Origin of the sequence: Pseudomonas sp. MTM4, from assembly GCF_019355055.1 — a bacterium.
In the GTDB taxonomy this organism is placed as follows: Bacteria; Pseudomonadota; Gammaproteobacteria; order Pseudomonadales; family Pseudomonadaceae; genus Stutzerimonas.
In genome coordinates, this window is record NZ_CP048411.1 from 3,746,073 (window position 1) to 3,759,292 (window position 13,220).

12 protein-coding genes are annotated in these 13,220 nt (G+C 61.6%); 11 read left to right on the plus strand and 1 reads right to left on the minus strand.

All coding sequences use genetic code 11. The features are described from left to right. On the plus strand, positions 1–297 hold the full coding sequence (locus GYM54_RS17225; RefSeq protein WP_181099900.1) for a YceK/YidQ family lipoprotein: 297 nt from the start codon (positions 1–3) through the stop codon (positions 295–297). Here the strand turns inward: GYM54_RS17225 and queG are convergent. Next, positions 292–1,359 carry a tRNA epoxyqueuosine(34) reductase QueG gene (gene queG, locus GYM54_RS17230; RefSeq protein ID WP_131649777.1) on the minus strand — a complete coding sequence of 356 codons (1,068 nt, stop codon included), beginning with the start codon at positions 1,357–1,359 and terminating at the stop codon, positions 292–294. The genes GYM54_RS17225 and queG overlap by 6 nt on opposite strands. Positions 1,360–1,546: 187 nt before the next feature. On the opposite strand from queG, the gene GYM54_RS17235 reads away from it, so the two are divergent. The 10 genes from GYM54_RS17235 to GYM54_RS17280 all read left to right on the plus strand — a co-directional run bounded on the left by GYM54_RS17235 (position 1,547) and on the right by GYM54_RS17280 (position 13,175). Continuing rightward, a complete protein-coding gene (locus GYM54_RS17235) occupies positions 1,547–3,046 on the plus strand; it encodes an NAD(P)H-hydrate dehydratase (protein ID WP_197445893.1) in 1,500 nt (499 codons plus the stop codon). Continuing rightward, positions 3,034–3,504 carry a tRNA (adenosine(37)-N6)-threonylcarbamoyltransferase complex ATPase subunit type 1 TsaE gene (tsaE, locus tag GYM54_RS17240; protein ID WP_181099906.1) on the plus strand — a complete coding sequence of 157 codons (471 nt, stop codon included), beginning with the start codon at positions 3,034–3,036 and terminating at the stop codon, positions 3,502–3,504. Before GYM54_RS17235 ends, tsaE begins: the two co-directional genes overlap by 13 nt. A 17-nt stretch (positions 3,505–3,521) precedes the next feature. After that, positions 3,522–4,934, plus strand: a complete 1,413-nt coding sequence (locus GYM54_RS17245; RefSeq protein WP_269453447.1) for an N-acetylmuramoyl-L-alanine amidase — start codon at positions 3,522–3,524, stop codon at positions 4,932–4,934. Then, positions 4,931–6,808, plus strand: coding sequence for a DNA mismatch repair endonuclease MutL (gene mutL, locus GYM54_RS17250; RefSeq protein WP_197445892.1), 1,878 nt, complete (start codon positions 4,931–4,933; stop codon positions 6,806–6,808). The genes GYM54_RS17245 and mutL overlap by 4 nt, the downstream gene beginning before the upstream one ends. Before the next feature lie 115 nt (positions 6,809–6,923). Continuing rightward, the gene (gene miaA / locus GYM54_RS17255; protein ID WP_197445891.1) at positions 6,924–7,895 is read left to right on the plus strand and encodes a tRNA (adenosine(37)-N6)-dimethylallyltransferase MiaA; all 972 of its coding nucleotides are present in this window, start codon (positions 6,924–6,926) and stop codon (positions 7,893–7,895) included. A gap of 91 nt (positions 7,896–7,986) precedes the next feature. Further along, entirely contained in the window at positions 7,987–8,241 is a 255-nt protein-coding gene (gene hfq, locus GYM54_RS17260) for an RNA chaperone Hfq (RefSeq protein WP_021206763.1), read from the plus strand. A 12-nt stretch (positions 8,242–8,253) separates the two neighbouring features. Further along, positions 8,254–9,555 carry a ribosome rescue GTPase HflX gene (gene hflX, locus GYM54_RS17265; protein WP_181099916.1) on the plus strand — a complete coding sequence of 434 codons (1,302 nt, stop codon included), beginning with the start codon at positions 8,254–8,256 and terminating at the stop codon, positions 9,553–9,555. 97 nt (positions 9,556–9,652) lie between these two features. Continuing rightward, positions 9,653–10,837: an FtsH protease activity modulator HflK gene (gene hflK / locus GYM54_RS17270; RefSeq protein WP_131649784.1), complete on the plus strand. Its 1,185-nt coding sequence runs from the start codon at positions 9,653–9,655 to the stop codon at positions 10,835–10,837. Next, positions 10,837–11,709, plus strand: a complete 873-nt coding sequence (hflC, locus tag GYM54_RS17275) for a protease modulator HflC (RefSeq protein WP_131649785.1) — start codon at positions 10,837–10,839, stop codon at positions 11,707–11,709. The genes hflK and hflC overlap by 1 nt, the downstream gene beginning before the upstream one ends. A 278-nt stretch (positions 11,710–11,987) precedes the next feature. Further along, positions 11,988–13,175 carry an ATP phosphoribosyltransferase regulatory subunit gene (locus GYM54_RS17280; protein ID WP_181099918.1) on the plus strand — a complete coding sequence of 396 codons (1,188 nt, stop codon included), beginning with the start codon at positions 11,988–11,990 and terminating at the stop codon, positions 13,173–13,175. Positions 13,176–13,220: the final 45 nt, after the last annotated feature.

The window sequence follows — 13,220 nt, forward strand, 5'->3', positions numbered from 1 at the left end:
GTGAAACACAAGGCTACCCTCGGGTCGACACTGCTTGCCGTCCTTCTGCTATCTGGCTGCGCCACGGTCCGCACCCTCGATGCGGCCAAGCCCGGCGCGCCGATCATCTATTCCGGTACGCGCCTCGACTGGTACAGCCTCAACGGCGGCTGCTGTCCTCAGGAGCGCTTCGGTGCCACCGCGCCGAAGCATGCTGCTCTGGACCTGCCGGCCAGTCTGCTGCTCGATACGCTGTTATTGCCATTCGCCGTGGCGGCGGAGCTCGGTATCGGGTTGGGCGTGAGTGGCGGGCTATAGAGGGTTGCCGTGCTGGGCCAATGCCCATTCCACATGCTCACGCACCAGCTCCGAGGGATCGTCACGGCGCGCCTGCAGGGCTTCCAGCACCGGAATGCTCGACGGCGCGTTGCCCAGGCCCACCGCCAGATTGCGCAACCAGCGCTCGTAGCCCGCGCGGCGTAACGGCGAGCCTTCGGTGCGGCTGAGAAACTCGTCCTCGGTCCAGCGAAACAGCTCTGCCAACTCGGCATTGTCCAGGCGGTGGCGTGGGTGGAAGTCGGTCTGTTCGGTTGGCTTGGCGAAGCGGTTCCAAGGGCAGACGATCTGGCAATCGTCACAGCCGAACACGCGGTTGCCAACCTTGCTGCGCAATTCCACCGGGATCGGACCTTTCAGCTCGATGGTCAGGTAGGAAATGCAGCGCCGCGCATCCAGTATCCGTTCGCCGACGAAGGCCTCGGTGGGGCAGATGTCCAGGCAGGCCTGGCAACTGCCGCAATGCTGACTGGTAACGGGTTCGTCAACGGGCAGGTCGATATCGACGAACAGCTCGCCGAGGAAGAACCAGCTACCGGCCTTGCGATTGAGCAGCAGGGTGTTCTTACCGATCCAGCCGAGCCCGGCTTGCTGCGCCACGGCTTTTTCCAGCACCGGCGCGCTGTCAACGAAGGCACGGAAGCCGAACGGGCCGACCACCTGCTGGATACGCTCGGCCAGTTGTTGGATTCGCTTGCGGATCAGCTTGTGGTAGTCGCGGCCCAGCGCGTAGCGCGACACATAGGCTTTCTCCGGCTCGGCCAGCCGCTGGCTCATGCGAGTGTCGCCGGGCAGATAGTCCATGCGCAACGAGATCACCCGCAGGGTGCCGGGCACCAGTTCGTCGGGCCGTGAGCGCTTGTTGCCATGGGCGGCCATGTAGTCCATTTCGCCCTGGTAGCCTTCATCCAGCCAGCGCTGCAGATGCGCTTCATGCTCGGCCAGGTCGACACCGGTGATGCCGACCTGCTGAAAGCCCAGTTCGCGACCCCACTCCTTGATGGACTGAGCGAGGGCGGCGGGGTCGAGGGTTTGGCTGGACATTGGATAAGGTCTTCGAGACTTGCTCGCGTATGGCGGGGTCGTTTGGTTCGGCGCGGTATATAAGGACAGTGAGTACATCGGCCGACCGCCCGTTGCGCTTGAGCGGCTGCGGTGAAACTCGATGCATCCACGGGCGGGCCGGGTGGCGCATGCGTATAATTCTGCCAGATATTCGTTCGGGTGATTCATGTCTCAGACCACCGATACCTTGCCCACCTCTTTATACACGGCCGCCCAGGTGCGGGAGATCGACGCACGTCTGATCGCCGCGGGAACACCCGGTTTCGAGCTGATGCAGCGCGCGGCGCATGCTGCCTGGCGTTCGTTGCGTCGGCGTTGGCCTGACGAGCAGCGGATCACCGTGATGGCTGGACGTGGCAACAATGCCGGTGACGGTTACCTGATCGCTGCCTTGGCGCAGCGTGGCGGCCGTCAGGTTCAGGTACTCGCGGTAGGTGATCCGCAGCAGCTTCAGGGTGATGCCGCTCAGGCTTTCGCCGTGGCTCGGGAGGCTGGCGTCAACGTGCTGCAGTGGGTGCCGGATGCAAGTCTGCAGGGTGTGCTGGTCGATGCGCTGCTAGGTACCGGGATCTCCGGTGAGGTCCGCGAGCCTTACGCCAGTGCCATTCGCGCCATGAACGATAGCCCTCAGCCGGTTCTCGCTGTGGACCTGCCGTCTGGCCTCTGTGCCGATACAGGGCGCGTGCTGGGGCAAGCGGTGTTTGCGGACCTCACGGTGTCGTTTATCGGCCTGAAGGTGGGGTTGTTCACCGGTGAGGGGCCGGATCGGGTCGGTGAGCTGGTATCCGATGACTTGCAGGCCGATCGGGCCATTCTCGATCAGATCCAGCCCAGCCTTGAACGCCTGTGCGCGGCGAACCTTCCGACCTTGGCGCCTCGTAAGCCAACGGCGCACAAGGGCAGCTTTGGTCAGGTGCTGGTGATAGGAGGCGATCTGGGCACTGGCGGCGCGGTGTTACTCAGTGCCGAAGCGGCGTTGCGCTGTGGCGCCGGCATGGTGACTTTGGCGACGCGGCCAGAACACGTGACGGCCGCGCTGGTGAGACGTCCGGAGATCATGTGCAGCGGCGTGGAATCCACTTATGCATTGACGGCGCTTACTCAACGCGCCGATGTACTGGTGATCGGACCAGGCTTGGGGCAGGCGCCGTGGGGGCGCAGTTTGCTGTCGCTGGCGCCGCAGTGTCGCGTACCTCAGGTATGGGATGCCGATGCGCTGAATCTCCTGGCAGCCGGTGCGGTCGAGTTGCCCGCTAATTGCCTGTTGACGCCGCACCCGGGCGAGGCTGCGCGGTTACTGGGTATCACGGTTGGCGAAGTTCAGGCCGATCGTCCCGCGGCGGCCCGAATGCTGGCGAGCCGCTACGGTTGCACCGTGTTGCTCAAGGGGACGGGAACGCTGATCGCGCATTCAGATGGTCGGCTGGCGCTGTGTGATCGAGGCCATCCGGCCATGGCCAGCGCGGGACTTGGCGATGTTCTGGCGGGCGTCGCTGGAGCTCTGTTGGCGCAGGGACTCGCGCCGTTCGATGCGGCCTGCCTCGCCGTGTGGCTGCATGCCGTAGCTGGCGAGCGTCTCGGCAAGCAAGGACGCGGGCTGGCTGCCGCCGATCTGATTCCCGACATCCGCCAGTTACTCGAGGAGTGCTCGCCATGCCGGACGTGACGCTGTTTGCTGCAGACGAAGAGGCGATGCTGGCGCTCGGCGCACGCATCGCTCAGATGACCGGCGGTCGGGGCGTGATCTATCTGCACGGTGACCTCGGCGCGGGCAAGACGACACTATCGCGCGGGCTGATTCGCGGTTTCGGTCATCAAGGCAAGGTCAAGAGCCCGACATTTACTCTGATCGAGCCCTACGAAACACCGGCTGCGCGGGTCTTTCACTTCGATCTGTATCGGCTCGTCGATCCGGAAGAACTGGAATTTCTCGGCATTCGCGACTATTTCGAAGGGGACGCGCTGTGCCTGATAGAGTGGCCAGAACGTGGCGCCGGCATTTTGCCAAAGGCCGACCTGGACATTACCATTACGCCCCAGGGCGCCGGCCGGTCGCTGCGCCTGACGCCACGAGGCGAGCGTGGTGAAAGCTGGTGTTCCATCCTGACCATCGGTGAACAATGAACTACATGGGGTTGGGTATGCGCATGCGCGCGCTGGTGAGTGGTTTGGTATTGATGCTCGCGGCCGTACAGGCCCTGGCTGCATCCGATGTGCAGAGCGTGCGTCTGTGGCGCGCGCCGGACAATACACGTCTGGTGTTCGATCTGTCCGGTCCGGTACAGCACAACGTGTTTACCCTGACGGCGCCGGATCGCATCGTTATCGACGTCAATGGCGGCAATCTACCCAAGCCGTTCGAGCAGCTGGCGCTGAAAAATACGCCGATTTCCGGGCTGCGTGCGGCCAAGTTCGATGCCGATACGTTGCGCGTGGTCATCGATCTCTCCGCCCAGGTCACGCCGAAGAGTTTCACCCTGACGCCGAATCAGCAATACGGTCATCGGCTCGTGGTCGATCTGTACGATGAGGGCGCCGATCCGTCCACCACGGCGGGTATTCCAGCAACGACCACGCCGAGCACGCCTGCCGCGCCCGTATCACCGACCCTGCCTGCGCTGAAACTGCCACCGCTGCCCAGTAGCAAGCGTGACATCATTATCGCCATCGATGCTGGCCATGGTGGCGAGGACCCAGGCGCGATCGGTCCGGGCAAGGCGTACGAAAAGAACGTGGTACTGCAAATTTCAAAAGAGCTGCAGCGCCAGATCAATGCCGAAAAGGGCTTCCGCGCCGAGCTGGTCCGAACCGGTGATTACTTCATTCCATTGCGCAAACGCACCGAAATCGCCCGCAAGAAGGGCGCGGATCTGTTCGTTTCGATACACGCCGACGCGGCGCCGCGCTCGTCCGCTTATGGGGCCTCGGTGTTTGCTCTGTCCGACCGCGGCGCTACCTCGGAAACTGCACGGTGGCTGGCCGATAGCGAGAACCGCTCCGATCTGATCGGCGGTGCCGGCAGCGTCAACCTTGGCGAGGACCAGATGCTTGCCGGTGTACTGCTGGACCTGTCCATGACTGCATCGCTGGCGTCCAGTCTGAACGTGGGGCAGAAGGTGCTGAGCAACATGGGCCGGATGACGCGCCTGCACAAGAGTCGGGTCGAGCAAGCCGGATTCATGGTGCTGAAGTCTCCGGATATCCCGTCGATCCTGGTGGAGACCGGCTTTATCTCTAACCCGTCCGAAGCGCGCAAATTGCAAACCGCTTCCCACCAGCAGTCGCTGGCCCGCTCGATTCACAGCGGTGTGCGGCAGTTCTTCCACGAAAACCCGCCGCCTGGCACCTATGTCGCCTGGCTGCGTGACTCCGGCAAGATTGCCAGTGTTCCCCGCGAGCATGTGGTGCGCTCCGGTGAAAGCCTGGCCTTGCTTGCTCAGCGTTATCAGATCAGCCTGCCCGCGCTGCGCAGTGCCAACAGCCTGAAAGGCGACGTGATCAAGGTTGGTCAGACCCTGAACATCCCCGCTACGACTCTGGCATCGCAGCCATGACCGAGGCTGCGCGCATCCAGCTGCTTAGCCCGCGGCTGGCGAACCAGATCGCCGCGGGTGAAGTGGTCGAACGGCCCGCTTCGGTCATCAAGGAGCTGCTGGAGAACAGTCTCGATTCGGGCGCCACGCGTATTGAGGTGGATGTCGAGCAGGGTGGGGTGAAGCTGCTACGCGTGCGCGACGACGGCTGCGGCATTCCAGCCGATGACCTACCTCTGGCCCTGGCTCGGCACGCGACCAGCAAGATCCGCGATCTTGAAGATCTAGAGCGCGTGATGAGTCTGGGCTTTCGTGGCGAGGCGTTGGCGTCGATCAGTTCGGTGTCGCGTCTGACGCTCACCTCGCGCACCGCCGATGCCGCTGAGGCTTGGCAGGTCGAAACCGAAGGTCGGGACATGGAGGCTCGCGTCCAGCCGGCGGCGCATCCGGTCGGTACCTCGGTCGAAGTGCGTGATTTGTTCTTCAACACACCGGCACGACGCAAGTTTCTGCGCACCGAGAAAACCGAATTCGACCACTTGCAGGAAGTGATCAAGCGGCTGGCGCTGGCGCGCTTCGATGTGGCGTTTCATCTGCGGCACAACGGCAAGGTTGTACTCGCCCTGCATCAGGCCAGCGATGCTGCGTCGCGGGCGCGGCGTGTGGCCTCGGTTTGCGGTCCGGCTTTTCTGGAACAGGCGCTACCGGTTGAAATCGAGCGCAACGGTCTGCACCTTTGGGGGTGGGTCGGTTTGCCAACGTTTTCCCGTAGTCAGGCGGATCTGCAGTATTTCTACGTGAACGGCCGTATGGTCCGCGACAAGCTGGTGGCGCACGCGGTGCGTCAGGCATACCGGGATGTGCTATTCAATGGACGCCATCCGACCTTCGTGCTGTTTCTCGATGTCGATCCGGCCGTGGTGGACGTCAACGTCCATCCGACCAAGCACGAGGTGCGCTTCCGCGATAACCGCATGGTGCACGACTTCCTGTACGGCACGCTGCACCGCGCGCTCGGAGATATACGTCCAGAGGATCAACTGGCCGCGCCGGCCAGCGTGACGCCGATGACTCAGATCACTGGCCTCGCTGCGGGTGAGTTTGCCGGGCAGAACGAGATGAGCCTCGCTGCCAGCGTCCTCGAACAGCCACAACCTCAACAATCCCCCTGGCGCGGAGCGGGAGCCGGCTATCAGGCGCCTCGGCCAATGCCGACCGGCAATGTCGCAGAAGCACAGGGCGCCTATCGTGAGTTCTTTTCGCCGCTGGCCGGCGTGAGCCCGGCGGCCTTGCCGGAGAGCCAGGATGACGTCCCGCCGCTCGGCTATGCGTTGGCCCAGCTCAAGGGTATCTACATCCTTGCGGAAAATGCTCTGGGGCTGGTGCTTGTGGATATGCATGCTGCCCATGAGCGGATCATGTACGAGCGGCTGAAGACGGCGATGGCCAGCGAAGGGCTGCGAGGCCAGCCGTTGCTGGTACCTGAATCGATTGCCGTAAGCCAGCGTGAGGCGGACTGCGCCGAAGAGCATGCACACTGGTTCCAGATGCTCGGTTTCGAACTGCAGCGGCTTGGCCCCGAGAGCCTGGCGATTCGTCAGATTCCGTCCCTGCTCAAGCAGGCCGAAGCCACGCGGCTGGTGCAGGACGTACTCGCCGACCTGCTCGAATATGGCACCAGCGATCGCATCCAGGCCCATCTCAACGAACTCCTCGGCACTATGGCCTGTCATGGTGCGGTGCGTGCGAATCGACGCCTGACCCTGCCGGAAATGAATGGTCTGCTGCGTGACATGGAGCAGACCGAGCGCAGCGGTCAATGCAATCATGGCCGGCCGACCTGGACGCAGCTGGGCATGGGAGAGTTGGACAAGCTGTTTTTGCGTGGGCGCTAGCGGATATGAGCTTGTAGCTGAAAGCCAGAAGCTTGACATAAGAACTCTGCAGAGTTTGGCCGCGCCCTCAGACTGGGCTGATTCGCTTCCAGCTTCCTCTTAATGGATTCCACCGATGTCCCCGTTACCCCCCGCCATCTTTCTCATGGGTCCTACAGCTGCCGGCAAGACCGGTCTGGCGCTGGAGCTTGCGCGCGTGCTGCCCTGTGATCTGATCAGTGTCGATTCGGCCTTGGTATATCGGGGGATGGACATCGGCACCGCCAAGCCTTCGGCCGAAGTGCTTCGGGAGTTTCCGCATCGGCTGATCGATATTCGCGACCCGGCGCAGAGCTACTCGGCCGCTGACTTCGTAGGCGATGCGCTGGCTGCGATGGTGGAAAGTACCGCCGCGGGACGCATTCCGTTGCTGGTTGGTGGGACCATGCTCTATTTCAAGGCGTTGAGCGAGGGCCTCGCCGATATGCCTGCTGCCGATCCTGCTGTGCGTGCGGAGTTGGAGGCGCAGGCACAGCTAGAGGGGCTGAAGGCGCTGCACCAGCAGTTGGCCGAGGTCGACCCGGAGTCCGCGGCGCGAATTCACCCCAACGACCCCCAGCGGCTGGTCAGGGCGCTTGAGGTCTTCAGGGTCAGCGGCATTAGCATGTCCGAACACCGAGCCCGACAAAGGTCGCAAAAAGCCGGAGCGGGCACGCCAGACGGCGGCGTCTTGCCTTATACTGTCGCGCAGTTGTCCGTCGCGCCTACGCAGCGGCAGGTCTTGCATCAGCGTATCGAGCGACGCTTCGTCGCGATGGTTGAACAGGGCTTTGTCGAAGAGGTCGAAATGCTTCGTAGGCGTGACGATCTGCATCCTGAGCTACCCTCCATGCGTGCCGTAGGCTATCGCCAGGTCTGGAATTACCTGGACGGCTCGTATTCGCGCGATGAGATGGTTCAGCGCGGGGTCATCGCTACCCGGCAGCTAGCCAAGCGGCAGTTGACTTGGTTACGTGGTTGGGAGGGCGTTCATTGGTTAGAGAGTTCAGCCTGTGACAATCTGCCGCGAGCATTGAAATACTTGGAGAGGCTCACCATATTGAGCTGACACTGTAATTTGACCGGCTATCCTCAAATCACTGGCCAGCCGTGTTTGATTCTAAAAATTAATGAAAAAGATCCTTTAAGGAGTGCGGCACATGTCAAAAGGGCATTCGCTACAAGACCCTTACCTCAACACACTGCGTAAGGAGCGCGTTCCGGTTTCTATCTACCTGGTCAACGGCATCAAGCTCCAGGGTCAGATCGAGTCATTCGACCAGTTCGTCATCCTTTTGAAAAATACGGTCAGCCAGATGGTCTATAAGCACGCCATTTCGACCGTCGTTCCGGGCCGTCCGGTGCGTTTGCCAGCCGCTGGCGACGCGGAGCAGTCCGAGTCGGGTAACGACTAAAGGGGGCCTTCTTTGTTCTTCGAACGTCCCGGTGGTGGTGAGCGGGCTATCCTGGTTCATCTGGATGGTCAGGATCCAGCGGCGCGTGAAGACCCTCAGGAGTTTCAGGAGCTGGCACGGTCAGCCGGCGCTGAATCTGTTGGCTTCATCAATGTGGCAAGGCATCAGCCTTCCGCCAAGTTTCTGATTGGCAGCGGCAAAGTCGAAGAGCTGCGTGACCTCGTCAAGGATGGCGAGGTCGAGCTGGTCATTTTCAATCACACACTGACGCCCAGTCAGGAACGCAATCTCGAGCGTGCCCTGGAATGCCGTGTGCTCGATCGAACCGGTCTGATTCTGGATATCTTTGCTCAGCGTGCGCGTACGCATGAAGGCAAGCTCCAGGTCGAGCTGGCCCAGCTGGAATACATGAGTACTCGTCTGGTGCGTGGCTGGACTCACCTTGAGCGGCAGAAGGGTGGTATCGGTCTGCGTGGCCCTGGTGAAACCCAGTTGGAAACGGACCGGCGGCTGTTGCGTGTGCGGGTTCGTCAGATCAAGCAGCGGCTGGAGAAGGTTCGGGGCCAGCGTGAGCAGGCTCGCCGAGGGCGTCGCCGTGCCGACATTCCTTTGATCTCTCTGGTGGGCTACACCAACGCCGGCAAGTCCACGTTATTCAACGCGTTGACCGAAGCCGACGTCTACGCAGCCAATCAGCTGTTCGCGACGCTCGATCCGACCTTGCGTCGTCTGGAGTTGGATGATCTGGGGCCGGTGGTGCTCGCCGATACGGTGGGTTTCATTCGTCACTTGCCGCACAAACTGGTCGAATCTTTTCGCGCCACCCTCGAAGAGTCCAGCAATGCTGATCTACTGCTGCATGTCATCGATGCGCATGAGCCTGAGCGCGATCAGCAGATCGAGCAGGTGTTGGCAGTGCTGACCGAGATCGGTGCTCACGAGCTGCCGATACTGGAGGTCTACAACAAGGTGGATCTGCTGGAGGGTATCGAGCCGCAGATCCAGCGCAACGCAGACGGTGTGCCGCAGCGCGTCTGGGTATCGGCGCAGCAGGGGCTTGGGCTCGACCTGTTGAAGCAGGCTGTGGCCGAATTGCTGGGCGACGATCTGTTCGTGGGAACGCTTCGGCTTCCACAGAATCTTGGGCGACTACGGGCGCAGTTGTTTGATTTGGGCGCAGTGCAATCCGAATCCCATGACGATGAGGGCGGCAGTCTACTCGACGTGAGATTGCAGCGTGTCGAGCTGCATCGTCTCATCAGTCGCGCGGGTCTCGAAGCGGAACTGTTCTTCGAGCAACACACTTTGCAATAAAGCTCGGGGGGCTTTTAAGCCGTTCGTTCCGGGCTTTCGGTAGCATTGGCGGGCGCGCCGTTGGCGCGCCTTTAGCTTTATTTGAATGGAGAGCGCTATGGCTTGGAATGAGCCGGGTGGCAACTCGAACAACCAGGATCCCTGGGGTAGCGGTGGCGGTGGTCGTCGCGGTGGTGGCGATCAGAAAGGTCCGCCGGATCTGGATGAGGCTTTCCGCAAATTACAGGACAGCCTCAACGGCATGTTCGGCAAAAAGAAGCGCGGCAGCGGCGGCTCGTCGGGTGGTGGCAGTGGACGGCGTGGCGGTTTCGCGCTGCTCTGGGTCGGCTTGGTCGTGCTGCTGGCCGTCTGGTTGTCCAATGCGATCTACATCGTCGATGAGCAGGAGCAGGCCGTGGTGCTGCGCTTCGGCAAATATCACGAAACTGTCGGTCCCGGCCTGAACATCTATTTCCCGCCGTTCGATCGCAAGTTCCAGGCTAACGTCACTCGCGAGCGTTCTTATAGCAAGCAAGGGCAGATGTTGACCGAGGACGAAAACATCATCGAAGTGCCGCTAACGGTGCAATACAAGATCAGCGACCTTCAGGCCTTCGTACTTAACGTCGAAGATCCAGAAGCATCGCTGCAGCATGCGACCGATAGCGCGGTTCGCCATGTCGTAGGCTCCACGGCGATGGATCAGGTATTGACCGAGGGTCGTGAGGCCATGGCGAACGAGGTCGAGGAGCGACTGCAGCGCTTCCTCGACAACTATGGCACCGGCATCATCGTCACCCAGGTCAACCTTCAGAGTGCGGCAGCGCCGCGTGAAGTGCAGGAAGCCTTCGATGACGTGATTCGTGCACGTGAAGACGAGCAGCGCGAGAAGAATCAGGCCGAGTCCTATGCCAACGGTGTCATTCCCGAAGCGCGTGGTCAGGCCCAGCGCATGCTGGAAGAGGCGAGCGGTTATCGCGATGCGGTGATATCCCGGGCCCAGGGTGAGGCGGATCGTTTCTCCAAGCTGGTTGCCGAATACCGCAAGGCACCTGACGTGACGCGTGAGCGCCTGTATCTGGAAACCATGCAAGAAGTCTTGAGTAACACCAGTAAGGTTCTCGTAACAGGTGAGGATGGGCAGAACAATCTGCTTTACCTGCCGCTGGACAAGATGATCAACAGTCGTGGTGCTTCTGCTGAGCGTTCTGCTGCGGCATCCGTTTCGGGCGCTTCGACTCAGACTACCCGAATGCCTCCGGAACTGGATCCGCGTGAAGTGCGTACAAGGGAGGTCCGCTAATGAGCAATAAATCCCTAACCGCCCTGATTGTGGGCGTGGTGCTGGCGATCGTCCTTTGGAACAGCTTCTATATCGTCTCGCAGACAGAGCGTGCGGTGATGTTGCGCTTCGGTCGTATCGTCGAGCCCGACGTGAAGCCGGGTCTGCATCTCAAGATTCCTTACGTGAACAGTGTTCGCAAGTTCGACGGGCGGTTGATGACGCTCGATACTTCCACCTCGCGTTTCCTCACGCTGGAAAAGAAGGCGCTGATGGTTGATTCCTACGCCAAGTGGCGTGTGGATGATGCCGAGCGCTTCTATACCGCGACGTCGGGTATGAAGCAGATCGCGGACGAGCGCCTCGCGCGTCGCCTGGAGGCCTCGCTACGAGATCAGTTCGGTAAGCGGACCCTGCACGAGTCGGTCTCGGGTCAGCGTGATGAACTGATGGCCGTTGTGACCAATAGTCTGAACCGAGCCGCGCAGCAGGAACTCGGAATCGAAGTCGTCGATGTTCGTGTCAAGGGCATCGACCTCCCGCGCGAAGTGAATCGCAGCGTGTTCGAGCGTATGAGTTCCGAGCGGGAGCGTGAAGCGCGTGAGCACAGGGCAAAAGGTAAAGAGCTGGCCGAGGGCATCCGCGCGGATGCCGACCGTCAGCGGCGCGTCCTGCTGGCCGAGGCCTTCCGTGAGGCTGAAGAGTTGCGTGGTGATGGTGACGCGCAGGCGGCCGCTATCTATGCTGCAGCTTACGGGCAGGATCGGGAATTCTATTCCTTCCACCGCAGTCTGCAGGCCTACCGAGACAGCTTTGCCAGTAAGGAAGATGTCCTGGTGCTGGACCCCAAAAGCGACTTCTTCCGCTATCTGGAGTCCGCAACGGCGCAATGACCGCAAGGGTCATCCGGCTGGACGATGCCGTCCACCGGGTGACCCGTTGGCGAAACATTGTTATGATCCGCGAGCCGGGGAAAACCCGGCTTTTTTGCGTCTGCGCCCTGGTGGGGCAGACTGATCCGGGCGTGGCCAGCCATGCCGATCCCCTTATGGGGCGTGGCGCTGTCGCCATGGTTCGAACACAATCGCACGCGACCGATGGGTGGCCCAGGCCGGAGCCCCGGTGTTCGTCTGCTTGACTAGGCTTGCCGTATCGAGAGGTGATTGGCGAAATGGCAACGGTAGACCGCTGGCTACTGCCAGATGGCATCGAAGAGGTGCTGCCGCCCGATGCGGCGCGTATCGAAACCGCAAGGCGCCGTGTGCTGGACCTGTTCCAGTGCTGGGGTTACGAGTTGGTCATCACTCCTCATGTGGAGTTTCTCGAGTCGCTGCTGACGGGAGCGGGGCAGGATCTGGATCTGAAGACATTCAAAGTCATTGATCCCTTGTCCGGCAGACAGATGGGCCTGCGTGCGGATATTACCCCGCAGGTAGCGCGGGTGGACGCGCATACGTTGCGCCGGGAAGGTCCCAGTCGCCTGTGCTACGCCGGCAGCGTACTGCACGCCAAGCCTCAGGCGCTCGCGACGTCGCGTAGTCCGATTCAGCTGGGCGCCGAGCTTTATGGCGACAGCAGCACCTCAAGCGATCTCGAAGTGATCAGCCTCATGCTGGAGACGCTAGGTCTCGCCAGCGTGCCTGATCTGCATATGGATCTCGGCCATGTAGGCATTTATCGCGGGTTGGCGCGTGCGGCAGGTTTGTCGGGAGATGCCGAGCAGCGCTTGTTCGACGCATTGCAGCGTAAGGCGATGGACGAAATTGCGGCCTTGACCGCCAACGTCGAGCCGTCGCTGGCGAGCATGCTGCGCGCACTGGCACGGCTATGCGGCGGGCGCGAGACGCTGGATGCGGCGAAAGTCGTCCTGGCTGGCGCTCCGTCGGCAGTGCGAGAAGCGCTCGATGGATTGATTCAGATCGCTGAACAGCTGGCGGTGCGGTATCCGAATCTGCCGTTGTATTTCGATCTGGGCGAACTGCGCGGCTATCACTATCACACCGGCGTCGTGTTCGCGGTGTTCGTGCCTGGCGTTGGGCAGTCGATCGCACAGGGTGGTCGTTATGACGACATCGGTGCGGATTTTGGGCGGGCGCGTCCGGCGACCGGTTTCTCGACGGATTTGAAGACTTTGGTCAGCCTCGGTAATGCCGAATTAGCGTCCCCCGCAGTCGGTATCTGGGCGCCCTATGACGCCGACCCGGCGTTATGGAAGTCGGTCTGTCGGCTGCGCGAACAGGGTGAGCGTGTAGTGCAGGCTCTGGATGGACAGCAGGGCGATGCGGCGCTAAGTGTTGGCTGCGACCGGCAGCTAGTGTTGCAAGAGGGGTCCTGGACCGTAACGCCGCTGACCCGCTAATGCGGGCTGGATCGTAAGCGCCAGGCTGTTTCCAGAATTCGCCGG

Coding starts and splice junctions, on each gene's coding strand:
- queG (WP_131649777.1), bottom strand. CDS start 1,359: ATGTCCAGCCAAACCCTCGACCCCGCCGCCCTCGCTCAGTCCATCAAG.
- GYM54_RS17235 (WP_197445893.1), top strand. CDS start 1,547: ATGTCTCAGACCACCGATACCTTGCCCACCTCTTTATACACGGCCGCC.
- tsaE (WP_181099906.1), top strand. CDS start 3,034: ATGCCGGACGTGACGCTGTTTGCTGCAGACGAAGAGGCGATGCTGGCG.
- GYM54_RS17245 (WP_269453447.1), top strand. CDS start 3,522: ATGCGCATGCGCGCGCTGGTGAGTGGTTTGGTATTGATGCTCGCGGCC.
- mutL (WP_197445892.1), top strand. CDS start 4,931: ATGACCGAGGCTGCGCGCATCCAGCTGCTTAGCCCGCGGCTGGCGAAC.
- miaA (WP_197445891.1), top strand. CDS start 6,924: ATGTCCCCGTTACCCCCCGCCATCTTTCTCATGGGTCCTACAGCTGCC.
- hfq (WP_021206763.1), top strand. CDS start 7,987: ATGTCAAAAGGGCATTCGCTACAAGACCCTTACCTCAACACACTGCGT.
- hflK (WP_131649784.1), top strand. CDS start 9,653: ATGGCTTGGAATGAGCCGGGTGGCAACTCGAACAACCAGGATCCCTGG.
- hflC (WP_131649785.1), top strand. CDS start 10,837: ATGAGCAATAAATCCCTAACCGCCCTGATTGTGGGCGTGGTGCTGGCG.
- GYM54_RS17280 (WP_181099918.1), top strand. CDS start 11,988: ATGGCAACGGTAGACCGCTGGCTACTGCCAGATGGCATCGAAGAGGTG.